Here is a 20809-nt window from a genome sequence, read left to right as displayed (position 1 = left end):
AATTCAATCTCTATCATAGTAGTCATTCGTTATCACCGCTATCATTATCTTCTTTCATCCTCGTGAAATATGAGCCGAGTAGCAAAAAGGCACCACTTAAATAAAATACAGGAGCAATTCCAGCTACTTGCCCAATTGCACCGAATACAAAGGGTGCAACAAATTGTGATGCTCTATTAAATGTCAATCTCAGACCCAAAACCTCGCCATGACGCGGAACAGGACTAACATTTAATGTATATACTATACTTAAAGGTTGCCCTAATCCCAAACCTGCTCCTAACATAAGTGCAAAAATACTTAGGTAAATCATTGAAGTAGAAGTCGGTACTAATACAAACGCAATTCCACTTAATATTAACGTAGAAAATAGCACTAAACTCCTTCCAAATTTTTTAACCAGTGTAAATTGTAACATTCTTACTACGATTGCCATACCAGAAACGAGTGAAATAACTAATCCGATTTGAGATGGTGTAAGACCAATGTTATTCCCATATACAGGAAAGTAACCAACAAACAAATCTTTGGAATATAACACTAATCCGCTAATAATAAGAGCCTTCCTTAAATTTACTTTCTTTAACATTGCTAACGTGCTTGATTTCTTTTCAGTAGTTTTATGACTATCTTTTCCTTTATTCTGAACACTTTTATTAGCTGGCAGCAACGTGACAATTAAAGTTGAAACCACTACTGTTATAATCATCACAATAAATGTTACTCTAAATCCAGACTGCTCAAATAATAGCCCTGTAAAAGAAGGACCAATAAATTCACCGATTGACCCAGCAATACTAAATGACGCAATCAAAAAATCCCTATTCCCAGGAAGATTACCAATTGTCTTTTGTAAAGACACAAGTACACAAACATGTGATATTCCGATTATAAACTGATTAACAAACAGCATTAAAAGTGTAGGGAAAAATACTGGTAAAACTAAAGAAATTATCATCCCTACACTTCCCAATAAAGCTATTCGTTTTGCGCCATAATTATCTAACCACTTTCCCGCTTGTATCGCAAAAAGCATTGGTAGTAATGCAAAAGAAGATACGAGAAATCCAATTATTAAAGGAGAAGCTCCCATAATATCAGCGTACAATGAGACAATTGGACGCGAGCCTCTTAAAGCTATAGAATAGAGTGCTTGACAAATAAGCACTATCCAAAATAACCGCATTTCCTACACCTCTTAAATTACAAGTAATTATGAGAACTAATTAATTAAATAACTCATAAAATTCTTCTGAAATGTCTCTTGAAATTCTTTCCTTAGCTTATTGTTAATATCTAGCTCCGAAATAAATTTACCCTCTTTTTCGTAAGAGTGCGACGAAAATTCCTTCAACACCATCTCATTACCTTTTTTAATCCTTTTAGAGGAGAACTTTTTCATAATGAATTGCAAATTAACTGTTATAAATTTCAGTTTTTGCTTTAGTGAAAACTCTCTGCTAATATACGAATCGAGATCGTCTATCAAACTTTTAATATAGTAAAGCTCCCTAGCTTGATCAAAAAGAATATAATTACCTTTAGTATTCAGCTCGATCAATCGATTGACATCATCATCATCAATCATGTTATCCTTTGAGACTCTTCTCATAATTTCATTGATTTCTGTGCATAAGGACTTCATCTTAGTCTGACCTCTAATAATAAGCGAAACCCTACTAATAATTTCATTAGTTTGATCCGTCATGAATTCCGAATTGTTAATTGCCTGAAAGCTCTTTAAAGCACTTTTTAATCTATAAAAGATTTTCATATTCCTTACTGAACATCTCTTAAAGTGTGAGAAATTATCACCCATAATACTGTCCAATTTAACGAAATTTTCATATACAATTGATGCATCATCCCGAGAACTTTCCTCCCCGGAATGATTAACTATTAGAACTTCACCATCATTAACCGTAAATAAATAGTTTTCTTGATTTCCTGAAAGAATCCCAAAAGGAAACGCACTAACATCTTTATATCTATTATCAGATTGTAAAATTTCTTGCAAACTTTCAATTCTAGAGTTGCTAGTTTTAAGCACTTTAGGCATCCTTATCAACCTTCCCTTACTTTTTTTGTTTAACTGTTTTAAATATGTCAAAGGATACTACTATTACGGCAACTAATAATAGAATTAAACTAATTGGGCTCGTTACAAAAGCAGTAAAATCACCCCGTTCAGTAATTAAGGCCTGTCTGAAGTACCTTTCAAAATCTTCACCTAAAACGATAGCTAATACAAAAATGGCCGGTGACAGTCCGCCTACTCTCATGAAAAATCCAATGATTCCAAATAGGAATACTAACCAAACATCTGTAAATGATCCATTCAAGGTGTAACATCCTGTAACGGCAATTACTAATACAATTGGCATTAGGTATTTGGTTGGGATATCTAAGACCTTTACAAATAGGGGTATTAAAGGCAAGTTCAAGATAATTAGCACGACGTTTGCAATAAAGGCCGAAGCGACGATTGTCCAAAATAAGTCAGCTTCACTAGTAATAAATGATGGTCCGGGTGATACCCCGTACATCATCAACGCCCCAAGTAATACAGCCGTTGTCCCTGAACCTGGGATTCCTAATGAGAACATCGGGACAAGAGCCCCACCTACAGATGCATTATTCGCTGTATCTACAGATGCTAAACCTTGCATCGCACCTTTACCAAATCTTTCAGGTGTTTTAGACAATCTTTTTTCAGTAGAATAAGATAGAAAAGAAGCAATTGTACTACCTGATCCCGGTAACAACCCTGATACGAAGCCAATTATTGACCCTCTAAAAAAAGGTGGTATTGATTCTTTGAAGTCACTCTTGGTCGGAATTAAAGAGCCCTTCAATGCGAGTCTTTTTCCAGACTTGCCACCTCTCCTTTGAGTGACCAAATAATAAAACACTTCACCTATACCAAATATACCAATGATCACGACAATCATATCGATTCCGCTAAGTAAATGATCAATACCCAGCGTAAAACGTGAAACACCTGTTTGTAAGTCTGTCCCGATTAGCGAAAATGCTACACCCAGTCCAATCGAGAATAATCCTTTTAATACAGAATTCCCAATCAATGTCGCTGCCATCAGTAATGCAAAAATCATGACAGCCGTATATTCTACGGGGCCAAATCTTAATGCAAAAGTACTTAGAGGAACAGTTAGAAACATGACACCAAGCAATGAAATAATACTTCCATAGAAAGACCCAATCGCTGTAATAGAAATAGCTGGTCCCGCTTTACCTTGTTGAGCAAGTGGATAACCATCTAGTGTAGAGACAACCGTTGAAGGAGCACCTGGCATTTTCAATAAGATAGCCGTAGTAGATGCTCCATACATTGCGCCATAATAGACGGCAATCATCATAATTAATCCACTATCTGAAGGCAATGTAAACGCAACGGGAATCATGATTGCGATTGTTGCAGAAGCACCCAACCCTGGCAGTATTCCTACAACAGTCCCAAGTAATGCCCCTAAAGCTGCTGCGAATATATTTTCAACTGTAATCGCGGATAAAAAACCTTCATACAGTAATTGTAAGATATCCATATTTCCCCTCCTTATCTATAGACTTGGCCACATTGGCATGGATAAATTGAGTAGAATATCAAAAACAATCCAAATAGCAAAAGATACACAAACTGATACTATCAAGTTTTGTATGATCTTACCTTTCTCCATTATTCGAACCATGACAAAAGTTAATAGAAATAGTCCTATAAACATGCCAAGATATGGCACTAATAATATAAATACCAGTATGAGTAGAAGATACGGTATAAGACTTTTTAACTCAGATAGCCCAACATTATCCTCATTTCCTTCTTCTTTACTTAAAAATAAGATTCCGAGTGAACATAAGACCATTTGCGAACCAATAATAAATGGAAAACCCCTTGGCCCTAAGAAATCCATTGTAGCTGATGGCGGGGGTTCTATTTGAAAGGCTTGATAAATAAAAAACAAAGAGAAGAGTAGACAAAGTAACCCAGTAACTTTGTTTTGGCTTACTTTCATACATTTTTACCTCCCTTTAAAAGAGTAGGCAATCGCACCAAGAATACGATTGCCATTAAGTTTGAACATTCCGAAAATTTATGGTAAAACTATTCCTCTGCTAAACCAATTTCCGATAACAAATCAGACATCGTCTGTTTTTCTTCTTCTAGTGCCTGTTTGAATGTTTCAGAGTCAGCATAGGCATCAAACCATTTATACTTATCTAAAATCGCTTGCCATTCTTCAGTTTCTACTAATTCGCTCATTTTTTCATCCCAATAATCAATAGCACTTTGTGGCATGTTCGGAGGTCCAAATAAACCTCTCCAGTGTAGGATTTCAACATCAATTCCTAGAGAATTCCACGTAGGGACGTCTGAAAAATCTCCACTTAGTGGTTCTGGGGATGAAACGGCTAATATTCTAACTTTTCCAGCTTCTCTCTGCTCGATAGCTTCAGAAATACCAGTAGAAATGACATCAATATGTCCACCTAATAACTGTGTCATAAGATCCCCACCAGAGTCGAAGGCAACAATTTCTACAGATGATGCATCAATACCTGAAGCTTTAACAGGACGAATGATATTCATTTGATCATTACTTGGTACTGTTCCTACACCAAATTGAACAGCTTTTGGATCTTCTTTTAAATCTTCAATAATTTGAGTTGCTTCTGTATATTCTGAATCTTCACGTACTACCCATACAAGGTACTCGGTAGCCATACGAGCCAATGGTGTTACATCATCAATATCTAATTCAGTGTTTCCGACAATATTATTTACATAAACTCGATTCGATTCAGTTAGTAGTGTATAAGGGTCGTCATCTTGTTCCTTAATATAGGCTCTTGCAGGGTTTCCGCCCCCACCACCTTTATTTTCAATAACAAAAGGTTGATTTTGTAAGTCTGCATCTTGAAGACCTTGGTCAATAGCTCTTGCCAATGTATCGAGCCCACCACCAGGAGAACCTGCAGCGACTAATTCAATTGACTGATTAGGGTAATCTTCTCCTGCTCCTTCACTAGTTTCTGAACATGCTGTGAGAATACCAACTAGTGTCATTAAGAATCCTAAGAATAAAATCTTTTTCATCTCGCATCCTCCTAAAATTTTTTATAATACATATTCTTTGTGTTTCTGAATGTATGGAACTAAGCCCCCTTCATTCAGAATTTCCATCATAAATTCAGGAATTGGTTTAAAATCATAAAGTTTTTCGGTATCCGAATCTCTAATTTCGCCAGATTCAATATCAATTGATAGTTTCTGATCTGATTGAAAAATATTGTTAGCGTTTTCATAAGTGATAACAGGTAGTCCCACATTAATCGCATTTCTATAGAATATCCTTGCGAATAAAGGAGAAATTATTGCTCCTATTCCTGCAGCTTTGAGTACTGCTGGTGCCGCTTCTCTAGAAGAACCACACCCAAAATTGGGACCAGCCACGATAATATCGCCTTTAGATATTGTTTTATGAAAATCTGTTCGAATATCTTCCATGACATATGGGACCATATCATCAATATCATGAAAGGACTCTTTTCGTTTAGCCGAAATAATGACATCCGTATTGATATTGTCACCAAACATGTGGACTTTTCCGTTAATCATGAAGCTGTTTTCCCTCCCTCTTCTGGAATTTTTATATGACCTGATACCGCCGATTGGGCAACCACTGCTGGAGATGCCAAGTAAATATGAGCTTTTTTATTTCCCAGTCGACCAACAAAATTTCTGTTAGCAGCTGTGATGACATTATCTCCATCAGAAGGGATGGCGAAGTGTGCACCCCCTGAACAACCTGAGCAGCCTGGAACACCTAAGATAGCTCCAGCTTTAATGAAAATTTCAATGATACCTTCCTCTAATGCTTGAGCATAAGTCTCTCTTGATGCGGGTGTAATAAATAACTTCACACCTTGGGCAACTTTTTTGTTTTCTAGGATTCTTGCTGCTTCCCTTAAATCTTCTAATCTACCATTTGTACAAGTCCCTATGACAGCTTGTTGAATAGGTAGTCCTTCTGTGCTGTGACCGTCAGTAATATTTTCAACTTGATCTGGAAGGGAGATTCTGGGACGTAGTTTTGAGACATCAATGACGATTTTCCTTTCATATTTTGCATCTTCATCAGGGGAAATCTCTGTCATTTCTTTTTTATATCCTGAATGTTCTAACCAGTCCTTCAACACATTGTCGAAAGGGAAAATTGCCGTTTTAGCCCCCGCTTCAACCGCCATATTTGAAATGGTCATTCGACCTGCAACTGAAATGCTTTTTATCGCTTCTCCTGTAAACTCTAATGCTTTATAAGTTGCTCCATCCGCTTTAAGAATTCTAATGATTTCTAAGGCTACATCTTTCGGATAAACGTTTTCTGGAAAAGACCCTTCTAATTCTACTTGAAATGACTCAGGAACCTTAACCCAAGTTTTCCCCGTAAGTAGAGCCGCAGCTAAATCACTTGTACCGACACCCACTCCAATGGCATTAAATGCCCCATTCGTACATGTGTGAGAATCAGTACCTAAAACTAAATCTCCTGGCCCTACTTCACCTTTTTCAGCTAGTATTTGGTGACAGATCCCCTCTCCGGGACCAATTAGTTCAGCTCCTTGTTCTGATGAGAATTCTCTCATTTTGGCATGTATACCTGATGCCGATTGATTCGGAACCCCTGGTGCGTGATCCATTACTAGTTTTACTTTGTCAGGATCATACACCTTATCCCCACCCATTTCTTTAAAAATGTCTGATGCTTGGGGACGATTTGCGTCATGGCAAACCATTAAATCTACATCAACTATTGTCAAATCACCTTGTCTAACATCAGCCATAGATTTTGATTTATTAGACAAAATCTTTTCTACCATAGTTTTACCAGTCATGACATTACTCCTTTACTAATTGCTTTTTTTGAATGTCATTCCAAAAATGATTTACATCTGAATAAGTCTGAACACTCAAAATACCTTCCAATAAGTTTTCTGCAATTTCTTTGCCGTAAAGTGTTGTCATAAGATGTGTAAATTTACCTTTTACTTCTTCTTGTTTTAGTGGATGAAACATACTACCCTTAGCATGGGTTTTCTCTTTATTGACAGTACTTCCATCACTAAAAGTAAGTTTTAGTTTTATATGATGACGCCCATCTCTTCCAAATGAATCAAATTCTGTATTTGATTCTATTCTTACTTTCTGTATTAACTCATTGACATCATTAGATTGAATTCGATCATCTTCATACTGCTCGACTGAACAAATACCATCTAATAATGATACAGCCGTTGCATAGGCTAAATTCATTTGTGCACCTATAGTTCCACTTGGCTTATAATCCCAACCAACATGGTGTTTCGTTGCCGTAGTAGTTTCAATCTCTACCTTTTCTATTTGATCTACTTTAAAAGGTCCATCTTTTTCCTCGATAATTTCCATAATAGAGTCAATAGTCGTATGATTACTACCACAACATGAGTAAGGTTTAAAACCAACATTCAATATCTCGTAAGATTCTCCTAAATTTTCAAATTCATTTTCATCAATCGTTGTGTCAGCGAACGTACTAGCGAAACCACCGTATTCGGCTTCTAACACATTTGTTATTCCTGTGAACCCTTTACTAGCTAATAAAGCACTTAGAACTCCACTTTGTGCAGACTTTCCAGGGTTCATTCTCTTTGCCATTGCTTCGTATTGAGCCGACATCAGTCCACTTGCCTGAGTTCCTGCAATCCCTATCGCATGTAGTGTCTGTTCCTCGTTCAAGCCAAGTATTTTTGCTCCGGCGGCTGCCGCACCAAAAACACCTGAAGTTGCAGACGGATGAAACCCTTTATTCAATTGTTCTGAACCAGTCACCATTCCTACTCGGCAACCGACTTCGTAACCAACAGCTAAAGCCAAAATAAACTGTTCCCCCGTTACTTCCTGACCATTGTTCTTTAAATATTCTGACAAGCCAAGTAAAACAGGAATCACTTCAGCACCAGGGTGAATAACTGCTGATTTGTGCAAGTCATCAAACTCAAACGAGTGTATTAATGTACCATTAATTAAAGCTGCATGATCAGGTGTGTATTTTTCAGTTTGTCGGAATACACTAGATCCTTCAGAGGGTTCACCTGATAATTCTCCAACAGCCTCAATAACCTTTTTACTCCACGGAAGTGTTGACCCGTAAATACCACACCCTAAAGAGTCTAATAAACACAACTTTAAGTGCTCAATCACTTCTTTCGGTAAATCATCATATTGCAAGGAACTCGAAAACCTCGCAATATTTTTAGTAGCTGTCATCCTTCTACTCATCTCCTTCAAGTTCTAAATAGGTTTTCTCTAAGCCCTTAACCCTGTCCAATTCGAATAGATTCTGTCGTTCCTCCCAAGTACAAATCAAATCATGGACATTTTTATGAGACTTTTCACTATAAAGGGTTTGCATCGCACTTCTTATATTTTTTACCGCTGCTCTTAAAGCTGTATTGGCACATATCATAATCTTAAAGCCCATTTCCTCTAATTCTTGAGCACTTAGTAACGGCGTCAAACCACCTTCAACCATATTGGCCATTTGTGGAATCCCTTCTAGCTCGGTAGCAATTCTTTGTAGCTCCTCTTTAGTTTGTGGCGCTTCTACAAATGTGACATCTGCACCAGCTTCTGCGTAAGCTTTGGCTCTAGATATCGCTTCATCTAAATCATAAATCGCTCTTGCATCAGTTCTAGCTACAATAATAAAATCATCATCTTCACGGGCATCAACAGCTGCTTTTACTTTTAGGACCATTTCTTCTTTGGAAATCACCTGTTTCCCAGTAAAATGGCCACATTTCTTTGGAGACACTTGGTCCTCAATTTGTATACCTGCTGCACCAATTTTCTCGAATTCTTTTACTGTTCTAATTAAATTGATGGCATTACCAAACCCTGTGTCTACATCTGCAATAATTGGGATATTCGTTGCTTGCGCCATATGGTCAACACTTGCCATAACCTCGTGCATAGATGTTAACCCAACATCAGCTATACCTAATTGACTATTTGAAATTCCTGCCCCTGTTGCTAACATCAAGTCAAATCCCGTTTCTTCAATAATTTTAGCTGACATAGCATCATAACCGCCTGGTGTAATAATTATTCCATCTTGGTTTAATAGCTCTCTAAATTTAGTAGTTCTCTTCATTCCTCATTCTCCTTTGTAAGTTTCAAATAACTCTCGATTGAATTAACTGCTGCATTTAAACTGTTGTTAATATGCGTTTCCATTGATTTACCACAATTTTCATGGTCACCACTAGCAAAAAATTCAAAAATCTGTCTATGCTCATTCGCTGCTGATTTACTCCTATCAGAGCTTTTAGTCGGGCCGATCCTCCTATACCTGTTGATGTGATCATTTAATTGGCCTAATAATTTTTTGGCTGTTTGATGTTCGCTAAGTTCATATAGGTAATTGTGGAATTCAGAACCAAATCTTACGACTTCACTTCTTTGATCAGTATCTGCAGCATGGGTGATTAGATCAGTAATTCTCTTTAACTCCTCGACATCTTTCGAAGTTGCTTTTTTCGTGGCTTCTGTAGCAACTAAGCCTTCAATCCTACTTCTGACTTGGAAAATCTCCTTAACCTCGTTTACAGAGACTGGAGAAACTTTTAACCTCCCATTACGCTGTTTAACTAACCAATCCTCTAACTCTAATCGTTGTAACGCCTCTCTAAGCGGCGTTCGACTCACGCCAAACTCCTTCGAGATGTTGTCCTCGACAATTGGCATATTTGGTTCTAGATCACTATTTATTATTTTTTGTTTTAATTCTTGATAAAGAATATCTTTGGTTTTCATTGTTTTAATCATAACAACACCCCCTTATGTTGAATAATTGGATAATTGAATTATTGTATACAATTATACATAAAAAAATATAAATGTAAACGGTTTATTATGAATTTTTTGATGTTAATTAATTTTCTGAATACATGTATCGAAAAAAGGTCTTGTAGAGCAACTCTACAAGACCTAAATTAATGCTTCGAAGGTTTGAATTTTCAATACAGATTAAATTATATTTTTCGAAATTATCTCTTACTTTCACTACATTATGTGGTTGTTGTAGCTCATTTACTGGTTCAATTTGACCAAAATTAATTTGGTAGCTATCACTTTGATAGACGACATCCCAATGTATATTATCGTTATCCCACATGTAAGTTATTTTACCTGTCACCGTTCCACCTTCATCTATAAAATCCAATACAATTTTGTCTTTGTGTTTTGGTATTTTATAAATATCCAAATATATGCCATTGTCAAAGTCTGAGCCTTTATCTAATCCAAAACCATAGATTTCAAGGTGTTCATTCGGGAAAGTTGTGTCATCCGAAATATATAATTCATCTGTACTGTACAAATTCATTAATTCACCAATCTCTCTTTCTTGAAAAGCAAAGTCGATATCTAACATTAAGTTAGTAGGTGAATATATACCTTCGAAATCATCTCCTTCTTCTAGAGTTATAACGCTATTCTCGTCTTATACCATTAAAAATAAAGGCTTATAACGAGCCTTCACCATGCAAGCGGCTTTCACCGCACACAGCGATCCATCAGTAAACTTCTCTCTAATAATAATTACTTATCTCTGATGTTCATTATATAGAACAAAAAGGTAGAATGCTGTCACATCCTGGATTGTAAATTAAGATTTTTGAAGCAAAATATTATATGTTTTTACATTAACGGTATTCTTTCTCCGTTATCAACTTTTTAAAAAGATATATATATACTTTGTTGTAATACTTTTAAAGGATACTCAACGGAACCTTAAGAAGTAGCATTTGATATAGATACCTATGTTGCACATCATCAGATGAGAAAATAGATTATGTTTAACATAAAAGAAGCAACCGTAACGGCTGCTTCTTTAAATGATCCAGGCTTAATAAGTTAAATATAAGAAACTAAAAAACTATAATGCCCATTTCAATAGGTATTTACCTTTATTTCTCATCCATTTCACAAATTCACTTAGTTTTGGAACTTTATTAAATAGTGAAGGCTTCCATACACCTATAAGTAATAGAATACCGATTATTTTCGGGTAGATTAAAGCAAAGTTTTTATAAATAGTGTTTTCATCACCAGCAAAAACCATTGTAGTTTCAATACCACTACCAATCACATCAACACCTACAACACCTGAAATAATCATTGCCGTAGCACCTATCTTGAATAGTATTGCTAGATTTGCAAATTCCTTTCGATCATTAACATTATTAACCTTGAGATATATTAAATACCAAATAAATAGAATAAAAAAGACGTTAACCATACTTCCAAATCCTATTAAAACACCCGCAAAAGCTATAAAAACGAGATAAAAAGCCAAAGCCTTATAATTTATATTCTTTCCCTTATTAATTAGCCACCAACTAATTCCAGAAATAACGATTAGAAATTCAGCTATTCGATCAAAAAATTTAAATAATGGATCAATAAAATTAGAAGGCAATGATAGGCCTACCATACTCATAAACGTATCTGCCATATCCAATAAGAAAGTTATATAAGTTTGGAACAGGGGACTTAGAATAAATATAGCCCACCCCAAAACAAAAAGTAACACCGACATCAGCAGCGGAATTATAATAACGAGATAATAAAGCCAATTCAATACTAAATGAACAATTAAAATTACGAGCAAACCTAACAATGTAAAGGTAATAATAGATATAGTATTATCAAAATAATATAAATAGACCGGTAGCATTAGAATTAGTGCTATGACATACAACACTCCTAAAAATATACCACTATCTTTAATCTTAAATAGGAATGAAGCGTGATCATTAACTTGATTCTCCATTGATAGAACTCTCCTTAAATTAAAGTTTTTCTAATGACTCGTTAAAATAAATCATATAATTGCAATATTGTTCTGCCATGAAAACAAAGCATATTTTGGAATCACACCTTATATACCTCCTTTTTACTGCTACATACTACCTATTATTCTAACAAAATATTCTAATTTATTCCAAACCTATTCGACAATAACAGTCATTTTGTATTATAATATAGTTATTATTTGAAAATTACAAATGAGGTACGTTATTATGGCCTACTCCAAAAAAGGGAATGATAAAATCTACTATAATTGGATTGATGCAAAGAACTCATCAAAAAATGAAACATTAATCCTTATTCATGGTGTAGGTCATGACTTACATTCCTGGGACTTCATTATTCCTTATCTTGAAAAGAATTTTAATATCCTAATGTACGATCTTCGTGGACATGGCAATAGTGATAGAGGAAATTATGAGGTCGACATTAAGCTATTATCTGAGGATTTAAATTTTATCATTGAAGCATGTCATATTCAGTCATTTCATATTATCGCTCAAGGTTTTGGTGGATTTGTTGGATTAAAGTTGGCCACGCAACATAACAAAAAGTTAAAATCCATGACTTTGATGGGAGTCCCTATACACTACCCAAAAAAAATCGGCCAAACAGTCGTCCATAATCGAAATAAGATGGTACAAAGTCAATCATTTCTATCAATGGCTGAACAGTTAATTAAACAAATCTGCTACCCTCTAACAGGGAAAAAGGAATTAATTCTTTTAAATAGTTACAGCAAAGTCTCACCTGATGTTTATTTTCAGCTTTTTAGTACTCATTATTTAGAAGCAGGAGCAGATGCATTAAAAAAATTAAAGATTCCTATCCTGCTTTTATCCGGAGCAGAGGACCCAATCTATCCGCCTGAATTATCCAGTGCGAGTTTGAATTTCAACTCTAACGCCCGATACTACACTGTTCCTGACGCTTCATTCATGATACAAATGGATCAACCGCAATTAACCGCACAATGGATGACCGAATTTATAATCAAACAAACTATTCATACAAAAGATGATGCTACAGCATTTAATGATCTTTACCGCAAACAACTAACATCTGAGCTTTATTCTGGCATAAGAGAAATGATTGAAAATGATAAAATGCCTTCTAATATGGAAGTGAATCAATCAACAGTTGAGTCTTTTACGGATAGAGAAAGGCATATCCTTTTCCTACTAAAACAAGGGTTAACCAATAAAGAAATTGGACAAAGGCTATTTTTATCAGAAGGAACAATCAAGTTTTATACTCATAATATCTTTTCTAAGCTCCAAGTACGAAATCGTACCCAAGCACTGATAAAGGTAAGGGAGTTAGACATACTTCCCAATATATAAAGTCCTGTAGAACACTTATCTACAGGACTTTTTAAACCTATTGTTGTAATTCATCAATTTTAGCCAAAGCTGCATCCAACTTATCTTTAATATCCTCACTCACATATTGCCTTTGGTTACGGGACTCGAAGTCATACAAATCATAATAGGCATAGTTAGCTTCTTGTACTTGTTGTTTATCAGCCAATGTTATTTCTTCAACAGGTGGTAATGCTTCAATCTTTAATTCGACCATTTTAGCAATAGCCTGATCTAAATTTGTAACGTGTTCATCACTCACATATTGTTGTTGATTTTGATAAACATAAACTTTTAAATCATCATAAGCTGCTGCAGTTTCATTGATTAATGCCTGATCTGCTAAAGTTAGATCATCAATTGGCAGCAATTCTTCTATCATCAATTCAACAATTCTAGCAATTGATCGATCCATCTTATCTTGGTTTTGTTCTCCAACTATGTCCTCTTGGTCATTTGTAAGTTTATCGTATGCAGAATCTATTTCATAAACTTCGCTTTTATCACCAAGAGTTAAATCTTGAAGTGCAGGTAAATCGTTAATTTTGCTTACAATAATATCTGCAATCTTGTCCTTCACTGCATCTAATTTTGACAGATTCGAATCGGATATTTCTTCTTTCTCTTGTTCAGTGAGATAATTAAAAGCAGAAATGACGCTATTGACTTCGTCTTGATCATCTAAAATTATGTTTTCAACATCCGGTAAGGATTCAATCATATCGGACACATAACTAGAGGTATACGTTTGTATTTCTTGATAAACCTCTGTTGGTTCATAGCCATTGGCATAAATAATTATATTACCCGTACCAATTTCACCACTTCTAAAAATAATTTTGCCAGGTTCCAGTTGAACGATTCTTTCGGATACCAATACGGACCAAGATCGTCTTTGAACCTCACCTGATGGATCAGTATACTGAATCGCTTCAATGGAATTCAACCAACCATCATTTTTTTCATAAGAAATTGCAATTGGATAGTCACGATAATTATTAGTTGTATCTGGCGAAAGTTCTGGTGGTGTGTCTCCAGAAGAAGTATCTAATTTAGCTACTGCATCATGATAGCCTGTAGCATGAAAAACAAATTCTACACCATATAACGGAAACGTAGGTGGAATTGCTAAAAATATCTCTCCTTCTTGTACTTCGAAAAATCCTTCATCCTTATGCATTGTCATTGGTTCATCTGATAACCCATATACAGTAACTGAGTTGACCTCTTTTTCCCACGATGAGTCAGCATTAAAATTAATTTTAATAGCTTCATCATTGGTGTTTATGTTAAGTGTTGGTGGTTCTAAAAAATCGCTATTCTCGTCTTATACCACGATAAAATCATCGCAGCTTTCGATTCGAGCCTTCACCATGCAGGCGACTTTCATCGCACACAGCGATCTGTCAGTAGTAACTATTACTTATTCCCATGTTGAATTTTACATGTTAATCGTTATAGAAAATACTAACTTTCGTTTGTTCTGGAATAATTTATTGGAAAAACACAGTCATAAAAAACATGTAATTCAACTTATTTAAATTCTTTTTCATATCTTAATTTATATATAATGGATTAAATCATTGTAATCTCAATAAATACTAATCCTAGCCTCTTCAAATGTCTTAAATATAAAAAGGGCTGCCCTACTAAGTCATATTTATAAAAGACTTATAGGACAGCACTTATTTAGATTATTCTACAGACTCTCTTTTAACTACTACTTCATCGATTTGAATAATATTTTGGTTAGAGTCATACCAAGTGTACGTTTTAACCCACTCATTGTTATAACCAAACGCCACAGTATTACCTGTAGTATCATCTTCATAACTTACAGGAAAATAACTTCTTGCACCTAGCACATTACCCTCAGCATCTTTATACGTAAACACATAATCATCCAATATAGTGATTTCGCCTTCATCGACATTATCTACTGAAATGTACTCTGCTCCTTCTGGCATTTCAATTTTCACTTCATGGTAATTGAAAGATTCATTTGCACCATTTTCTACATTAGGATTTTGAGTTACAGAGTCAAATCCTTCTGCAGAGGGATTAACTGTTAAGGTAACACTACCCTTTTCTGCAGTATATTCAACCCCTACTACTTTCGTATCACCTTCAGATAATCTATCAGCAGTCACTTTAACTATTGATACTACATCTACCGGTAATGTTTTACCATCTGGGGCAGATACTTCCGCATTTTCTTCTTTTACAATTTGACCCACTGATTCCTCAGGTGCATCAAGAAGAACACTTCCGCTTTCAACTGATAAGTAATCGACCCGACTATTATTATCTACTGTAATGTTTGCATTGTTAGATACTATTACATTATGGATTGCTCCGGCTAAAGTAATATCACCACCATTAGATAAAATATTTACCGTCGAGCTACTTGCATTACCTGTTAATTCAATTTTTGATGAATCATCATCTGTAATATTAATGTTACCTGTATGATTTGCAACACTTACAAGTGAATTACCGTTAACATCCACTACATTTGTTTCACCATCAATAGTTACGTTATCTTGTAGTTCAACGTGTGCATTCGTTGTATCTATAGTTAGGTCACCAGTAATATGAAGATTTTGGATAGTTACTGTACCATTCACATCTCCAGAGATTGTTATTGATCCATTAACTGTTTTTGAACTTGTTTCAGGACCATATAATTTGTCTGTTCCAGTTGCATTTAATGACAAATCACCCTCATAATCTTGACTTGAATTAACAATTTGCTCATCAGTTGGTTCGCTATTCTCGTCTTATACCACAAACATGTGGCTTTCGTTTCGAGCCTTCACCATGCATGCAACTTTCATCGCACACAGCGATCCGTCAGCTTTGTCTCTCTTATTTCCTATTACTTAATCCCTATTTAGTATAATATAATAAGTTTTATGCGATATTTGTAATTATTTGTCATGTTACCAAATTTTTTTATAATATTTTATTCTATGTTTGGTTCAACTGTTATATCAGTTTTTAAATCAATATAGTAAGGTCTGAAAACATAAAAAGAGAGAATTGTCAATTTGACATCCAACTCTTTTTTCCCTATCTCATCAATTTGTTTTCTAAGTTATAAGTTTTTTAATCCTATTCTTCAATAGATATTAATACTTCCACTTAATTCAAGTTTATAAGCAAAAGCATTATTTGTTTCTAATTGTGTAGTAGTATTTTCCCCTTTTGTCATATCTAGAGACACATCTGTACTCGCATAACTAATCCCTCTTTAATAGAGCATAATCTACATATATGCCGAGATACACCAAGTTCTATTTTAAAATTAAGGTAGCACTTTAAGTAATGAGTTGTTTGTAAGGATTATACTGTAGAAACCCTGATTGGTATTATTGATTACATGTGTTTATGGCAAACTAAATTCAAATTTGTACCTTCATTCTATGAAAGAAAAAAAGCCGATTCTATCTTTGAAAAATATGAGAAGAAGCAACCAAAAGAGAAACCAAACGAAGATATCAAGGCGATTTTGAATAAATTTGATGAATAAACATTAACCCATTAATTAGGGTAAGGAACATTCTAATAGTAGTAGATTGACCAATATAACTAATCAAACACAAGGTTTATTACCCTTGTCTTTTTTAATAGATTAACTTTATTTCTTGTTATTAAGTTTCTAAGTAGGTTCCATATGCATCTACAAATAACAACTAATGCTGAAACGAAGAGAGAGATAAACTAGGAATGAAATAACATAATAGATTTTGTAATTAATTGAATTCTTCTTTAGCATCACCAATTAAATGATACATTCAAAATGTTGTAGACCATATAAATAGACGAACCAAGTCATGATTTTTATCTTGATTCGCCTATTTTTGTTCTGATAATGATTGTTATTTTGTTCTACTTTACTACTTATAGGTCCAGATTAAATAAGATTAAAAGCCTTTGTTAAGATTTAAAACCTCAACAAGATTTTAATTAAACTATTCTAATTACTGCCCCATTGTTACATTAGCTGCAGTTGGCATTCCTGATACCTGTCCCGCAGTATCTTTTGAGAACACATACACTTTGAATTCACCAGTATTTGCACCAGCGTCTACTTGAAGACCATTTGTTCCATCCTCAATCGAAGTACTTGTTACACTGTTCACTGCTGCATTTGTGACTTCATTATAGGTAGTACCTGTAAATGTACTAGCAACAATATATACTTCATATGAGGCAAAATCACTTTCTGTAGAATTAGTAAAGTTTACATTTACAAAAGTTCCATTGCCTGAGGTATCTGCGTCATTTGCTGTAATTCCAGAAATTGTTGTAGGAGCACTATCTATATCTTTTGTTGTATCTACTTGAATAGCAGTACCTAAATTTATATTTGTACCATCAGAAGCCCCTACATGATAGTAATATGTTGTACCAGCATTAGCTGTAGTATCAGTATATGTTTCTGTATTTGGTTCTATATATCCATCTAGTTGTTTACCATCTAGAGGATTTGACGTTGTAGAACGGTGAATTTGATACGATTTGACATCAGCAGAAATACTATCTGTCCACGTAATCTTATTCTGAACACCACCAGTTGCTTCTTCATTTATATCAGTTGATGATACATTTTTGTTTGTTACTGGCTCTGGCATAGTTGTATCTTCATTATTTTCGCTATTCTCGTCTTATACCACAATGTTTGGCTTTCGGTTCGAGCCTACACCGCACAAGCAACTTTCATCGCATACGGCGTGCCGTCAGTAGTATTTATTACTTTTCCCTATTTTTATATTAACCTATTGACTAATTACTTTACAACATATTTTGACAATAATTGCTCATTTCTAATTAACACTTGATAGTTTGATTATAAAATACATCTTTGAATATGATTTGCTGTCTTATATCAATATTTTAGAACTGTTATAAAAAGAAGATTCAATTATACCTTCTGTCGGTGGCCATTCACATTAGTTAATTGTTTTCTGCTACAACTGTGCTAGTTAATTGTTAGTAACAAAATTAAAGAACTTATCATTTTCCTCATAGTTATTAACCTCCAAGAATAAATTCACGAAATACAACATCTTATGATTTGCATTATTTTGTATGTAAAACCCATTCAATCAACTTGTCTCTATTAATAAGTTTAACTTTATTCGCCTTTGCTAACTTAATAGCAGCAGGTGTGTAATAGTTACTTGTAATCACCCAAGCCTCCGTTGCATTATAGTAGGACTTAGAAGAAAATATTTCTTGTACAGCACTAATTCCTACTTTTTTCTTATTATACCGTTTAGCTTGGACGACTATATCTTCGCCATTTTTCACAGATAAAACTAAATCAGCACCAAAGTCCCCAGTTGTTTTCGTCTGCTTAACTTTATAAACTTTTTTCTGAAGTAATTGTGAAAGGTAGTATTCAAATTGTCTTCCAGTCATTTGATCAATTTCCCTAATACCTGAGCTAGCTATTTTTCTGTTGTGACGAATATTATCTAAAGATTGATAAATAAAATAAGTGACTAACAATCCTATAAAAACAATCCCACTTAATTTCAAATCTCTTGTCATTGTTAGGACCAAAATAGATATAAAAAATATGGCACCCCAAAGTAAATCATTGATGATATTTTTCATAGCTTGACCTCCACGTAAGGTTAAAAAGGCTTCAGATAGGCTTTACTAATTAAGCGCATTCCAGTTAATATATCGGAAAAAAATGTAACATGTTTAGGCAATCATTCTTACCTTAATTACTTAAAAAAAATTCATAGTTTTGTAGATTTTCACTTCGACTTCCATTACAATAACCCATATATAACTATGATGGAGTGATTAAATATGTCTTTACTATGTTAATATTTACATTCTTAAAAGAGTGATTACAATATCTATTCCATTTTTTGAAGCTTTATTTTAAATCTACACATCGCTTAGAAAATGTTGCTCTTAGAAGCCAATTAGCTCTATACAATCACCAATTTGAAAAACAACAACTTCCAAAACCAAAACCTACTCCTGCTTTTAGGCAACTTTGGGTTTCTATCCAATCATCTTGATAATTGGAAGTCGTTTTTGACTATTGTTAAACCTGAAACTGTTATTAAATGGCACCGAACGGCTTTCAAGTTTTATTGGAAATTTAAATCAAAGCAAATAGGACGTCCAACAACTTCTCGTGAAACGATTAATCTTATCAAGCGTGTCCATAAGGAGAATCCGTTACTCTCACCAGAAAAGATACATGAACAGTTGGCTAGGTTGGGGTTGAAACATCCACCAGCGCCAAACACCATCGCCAAGTACTTACCGGATAGACGTAAGTCACCTTCACAAAAACAAATACAATCCTGGAAAACTTTTTTGAATAATCACCTTAATGATACATGGTCCACAGATTTCTTGACGATTCCGACACTCAAGTTCGATGTACTATATGTCTTGGTCATTATACAGCATAAAACTCGTCGCATCGTTCATTACGGTGTAACTAAAAACCCAAACACTTCTTGGTTGAAACAACATTTTCGACATGCGACACCCTATGATCAAAAACCGAAGTACCTAATCCATGACAATGATCCCGTATTTCGTTCCAATGATTTTCAAGCTTTCTTAAAGGGGTCTGAAATTAAGTCTAAGCGAACATCGTATAAGTCGCCGTGGCAAAACCCATATGCTGAAAGAGTGATAGGTACGATACGACGAGAATTACTCGATTATATTATTCCACTAAACGAAGATCATTTACAACGGTTGTTAAAAGAATACATTGATGACTATTACAATACTCGACGTACTCATCAAGGGATTAATGGTAAAACGCCGGTACCATCAGCAGATTACATCCCTGTTGATGCTGAAAAGATAAAAATAAAAGCAACCCCTGCATTGAATGGTCTCTACCATACATACAAAAGAGTTGCTTAAATGAACTTACATTAACAGATCTAGTGACCTTGCCTTTTGGAATTGAGGCTTTCAAAGTCTTTTTTGTCATGTCCTTTTTTATCTCTTCCCTTACAATGTTGTCTTTCCACAAACTATTTCTATGATATTATCTGTATTTCTCTTTTTTACTTTTAGAATATTAGTAGATTAATAGCTTTATTTTTTTCAGATGGACTTTTTGAAGGAGACAGGATCCTTTTTGTTTATCTAAAATTAAAAAAGAGTATAAAAAAATCGTGGAGGTAGTGAACCCCAAAAGTTAGAGTTTTGATTATGCAACTGTGTGGCTGGTTTGAGTTCGGTATTCCACTGGACTTAAACCAGCCAATTTTTCTTTTATGCGTTCGTGATTGTAATAATCGATGTACCTCTCGATTTCCTTCTTTAATTCAGTATAAGAAACCAAGGGTTCCCCGTAATACATTTCTTGCTTCATAAGGCCAAAGAAGTTCTCCATCACGGCATTATCTGCACAGGTCGCTTTCCTAGACATACTTTGAAAAATTTTGTTCTTCTTCAAGGTTTTTACCCATTTACGATGTTGATAATGCCACCCTTGATCTGAATGGATGGTGGT

General features: G+C 34.7%; 19 protein-coding genes. 2 read left to right on the top strand and 17 right to left on the bottom strand.

The window, feature by feature from the left end; genetic code table 11:
* Nucleotides 1-22: 22 nt before the first annotated feature.
* The 12 genes from BLP77_RS08810 to BLP77_RS08755 all read right to left on the bottom strand — a co-directional run bounded on the left by BLP77_RS08810 (nucleotide 23) and on the right by BLP77_RS08755 (nucleotide 11894).
* Nucleotides 23-1186 carry an MFS transporter gene (locus BLP77_RS08810; RefSeq protein WP_093856755.1) on the bottom strand — a complete coding sequence of 388 codons (1164 nt, stop codon included), beginning with the start codon at nucleotides 1184-1186 and terminating at the stop codon, nucleotides 23-25.
* A gap of 36 nt (nucleotides 1187-1222) precedes the next feature.
* The gene (locus tag BLP77_RS08805) at nucleotides 1223-2059 is read right to left on the bottom strand and encodes a hypothetical protein (RefSeq protein WP_093856754.1); all 837 of its coding nucleotides are present in this window, start codon (nucleotides 2057-2059) and stop codon (nucleotides 1223-1225) included.
* Between the two features lie 16 nt (nucleotides 2060-2075).
* Nucleotides 2076-3566, bottom strand: coding sequence for a tripartite tricarboxylate transporter permease (locus BLP77_RS08800; protein ID WP_093856753.1), 1491 nt, complete (start codon nucleotides 3564-3566; stop codon nucleotides 2076-2078).
* Nucleotides 3567-3581: 15 nt separating this feature from the next.
* Nucleotides 3582-4034 carry a tripartite tricarboxylate transporter TctB family protein gene (locus tag BLP77_RS08795; protein WP_093856752.1) on the bottom strand — a complete coding sequence of 151 codons (453 nt, stop codon included), beginning with the start codon at nucleotides 4032-4034 and terminating at the stop codon, nucleotides 3582-3584.
* 89 nt (nucleotides 4035-4123) lie between these two features.
* A complete protein-coding gene (locus BLP77_RS08790; RefSeq protein WP_093856751.1) occupies nucleotides 4124-5116 on the bottom strand; it encodes a Bug family tripartite tricarboxylate transporter substrate binding protein in 993 nt (330 codons plus the stop codon).
* Nucleotides 5117-5137: 21 nt separating this feature from the next.
* On the bottom strand, nucleotides 5138-5638 hold the full coding sequence (locus BLP77_RS08785) for a LeuD/DmdB family oxidoreductase small subunit (RefSeq protein WP_093856750.1): 501 nt from the start codon (nucleotides 5636-5638) through the stop codon (nucleotides 5138-5140).
* Entirely contained in the window at nucleotides 5635-6915 is a 1281-nt protein-coding gene (locus BLP77_RS08780) for a 3-isopropylmalate dehydratase large subunit (RefSeq protein WP_093856749.1), read from the bottom strand. Before BLP77_RS08780 ends, BLP77_RS08785 begins: the two co-directional genes overlap by 4 nt.
* Before the next feature lie 4 nt (nucleotides 6916-6919).
* Nucleotides 6920-8326: an MmgE/PrpD family protein gene (locus BLP77_RS08775; RefSeq protein ID WP_176753017.1), complete on the bottom strand. Its 1407-nt coding sequence runs from the start codon at nucleotides 8324-8326 to the stop codon at nucleotides 6920-6922.
* A 4-nt stretch (nucleotides 8327-8330) separates the two neighbouring features.
* Nucleotides 8331-9212 carry an isocitrate lyase/PEP mutase family protein gene (locus BLP77_RS08770; RefSeq protein WP_093856747.1) on the bottom strand — a complete coding sequence of 294 codons (882 nt, stop codon included), beginning with the start codon at nucleotides 9210-9212 and terminating at the stop codon, nucleotides 8331-8333.
* Nucleotides 9209-9886, bottom strand: a complete 678-nt coding sequence (locus BLP77_RS08765; protein WP_093856746.1) for a GntR family transcriptional regulator — start codon at nucleotides 9884-9886, stop codon at nucleotides 9209-9211. Before BLP77_RS08765 ends, BLP77_RS08770 begins: the two co-directional genes overlap by 4 nt.
* A gap of 106 nt (nucleotides 9887-9992) precedes the next feature.
* Nucleotides 9993-10445, bottom strand: a complete 453-nt coding sequence (locus BLP77_RS08760) for a hypothetical protein (RefSeq protein ID WP_143001420.1) — start codon at nucleotides 10443-10445, stop codon at nucleotides 9993-9995.
* Nucleotides 10446-10997: 552 nt separating this feature from the next.
* Nucleotides 10998-11894 carry a hypothetical protein gene (locus BLP77_RS08755; RefSeq protein ID WP_093856744.1) on the bottom strand — a complete coding sequence of 299 codons (897 nt, stop codon included), beginning with the start codon at nucleotides 11892-11894 and terminating at the stop codon, nucleotides 10998-11000.
* A gap of 250 nt (nucleotides 11895-12144) precedes the next feature.
* Between BLP77_RS08755 and BLP77_RS15840 the strand changes: the two genes are divergently transcribed.
* Nucleotides 12145-13275: an alpha/beta fold hydrolase gene (locus BLP77_RS15840; RefSeq protein ID WP_176753016.1), complete on the top strand. Its 1131-nt coding sequence runs from the start codon at nucleotides 12145-12147 to the stop codon at nucleotides 13273-13275.
* A 37-nt stretch (nucleotides 13276-13312) separates the two neighbouring features.
* Here the strand turns inward: BLP77_RS15840 and BLP77_RS08745 are convergent, their stop codons facing one another.
* The 4 genes from BLP77_RS08745 to BLP77_RS08730 form a co-directional block, all read right to left on the bottom strand.
* Nucleotides 13313-14479, bottom strand: coding sequence for a hemoblobin-interacting domain-containing protein (locus BLP77_RS08745; protein ID WP_143001419.1), 1167 nt, complete (start codon nucleotides 14477-14479; stop codon nucleotides 13313-13315).
* Nucleotides 14480-14987: 508 nt separating this feature from the next.
* Nucleotides 14988-16010, bottom strand: coding sequence for a hypothetical protein (locus BLP77_RS08740; RefSeq protein ID WP_093856742.1), 1023 nt, complete (start codon nucleotides 16008-16010; stop codon nucleotides 14988-14990).
* Between the two features lie 1266 nt (nucleotides 16011-17276).
* A complete protein-coding gene (locus BLP77_RS08735) occupies nucleotides 17277-17930 on the bottom strand; it encodes a phage tail protein (protein WP_093856741.1) in 654 nt (217 codons plus the stop codon).
* Between the two features lie 448 nt (nucleotides 17931-18378).
* The gene (locus tag BLP77_RS08730; protein ID WP_245686840.1) at nucleotides 18379-18918 is read right to left on the bottom strand and encodes a restriction endonuclease; all 540 of its coding nucleotides are present in this window, start codon (nucleotides 18916-18918) and stop codon (nucleotides 18379-18381) included.
* Between the two features lie 438 nt (nucleotides 18919-19356).
* On the opposite strand from BLP77_RS08730, the gene BLP77_RS08725 reads away from it, so the two are divergent.
* On the top strand, nucleotides 19357-20211 hold the full coding sequence (locus BLP77_RS08725) for an integrase core domain-containing protein (protein ID WP_218118854.1): 855 nt from the start codon (nucleotides 19357-19359) through the stop codon (nucleotides 20209-20211).
* Between the two features lie 292 nt (nucleotides 20212-20503).
* On the opposite strand, the gene BLP77_RS08720 is transcribed toward BLP77_RS08725, so the two are convergent.
* On the bottom strand, nucleotides 20504-20809 hold a 306-nt coding region (locus tag BLP77_RS08720; RefSeq protein ID WP_143001418.1), incomplete at its 5' end, for an IS3 family transposase.

The organism is Tenuibacillus multivorans, from assembly GCF_900103915.1.
Lineage (GTDB): Bacteria > Bacillota > Bacilli > Bacillales > Alkalibacillaceae > Tenuibacillus > Tenuibacillus multivorans.
Note: the sequence above shows the minus strand (reverse complement) of the source record. Positions and strands in the feature narration are given on the sequence as shown.

Bases quoted from the DNA above. Each gene is read 5' to 3' on its own strand.
- BLP77_RS08810 (WP_093856755.1), bottom strand. From the start codon at position 1,186: ATGCGGTTATTTTGGATAGTGCTTATTTGTCAAGCACTCTATTCTATA.
- BLP77_RS08805 (WP_093856754.1), bottom strand. From the start codon at position 2,059: ATGCCTAAAGTGCTTAAAACTAGCAACTCTAGAATTGAAAGTTTGCAA.
- BLP77_RS08800 (WP_093856753.1), bottom strand. From the start codon at position 3,566: ATGGATATCTTACAATTACTGTATGAAGGTTTTTTATCCGCGATTACA.
- BLP77_RS08795 (WP_093856752.1), bottom strand. From the start codon at position 4,034: ATGAAAGTAAGCCAAAACAAAGTTACTGGGTTACTTTGTCTACTCTTC.
- BLP77_RS08790 (WP_093856751.1), bottom strand. From the start codon at position 5,116: ATGAAAAAGATTTTATTCTTAGGATTCTTAATGACACTAGTTGGTATT.
- BLP77_RS08785 (WP_093856750.1), bottom strand. From the start codon at position 5,638: ATGATTAACGGAAAAGTCCACATGTTTGGTGACAATATCAATACGGAT.
- BLP77_RS08780 (WP_093856749.1), bottom strand. From the start codon at position 6,915: ATGACTGGTAAAACTATGGTAGAAAAGATTTTGTCTAATAAATCAAAA.
- BLP77_RS08775 (WP_176753017.1), bottom strand. From the start codon at position 8,326: ATGACAGCTACTAAAAATATTGCGAGGTTTTCGAGTTCCTTGCAATAT.
- BLP77_RS08770 (WP_093856747.1), bottom strand. From the start codon at position 9,212: ATGAAGAGAACTACTAAATTTAGAGAGCTATTAAACCAAGATGGAATA.
- BLP77_RS08765 (WP_093856746.1), bottom strand. From the start codon at position 9,886: ATGATTAAAACAATGAAAACCAAAGATATTCTTTATCAAGAATTAAAA.
- BLP77_RS08760 (WP_143001420.1), bottom strand. From the start codon at position 10,445: ATGAATTTGTACAGTACAGATGAATTATATATTTCGGATGACACAACT.
- BLP77_RS08755 (WP_093856744.1), bottom strand. From the start codon at position 11,894: ATGGAGAATCAAGTTAATGATCACGCTTCATTCCTATTTAAGATTAAA.
- BLP77_RS15840 (WP_176753016.1), top strand. From the start codon at position 12,145: ATGGCCTACTCCAAAAAAGGGAATGATAAAATCTACTATAATTGGATT.
- BLP77_RS08745 (WP_143001419.1), bottom strand. From the start codon at position 14,479: ATGACAATGCATAAGGATGAAGGATTTTTCGAAGTACAAGAAGGAGAG.
- BLP77_RS08735 (WP_093856741.1), bottom strand. From the start codon at position 17,930: ATGCCAGAGCCAGTAACAAACAAAAATGTATCATCAACTGATATAAAT.
- BLP77_RS08730 (WP_245686840.1), bottom strand. From the start codon at position 18,918: ATGAAAAATATCATCAATGATTTACTTTGGGGTGCCATATTTTTTATA.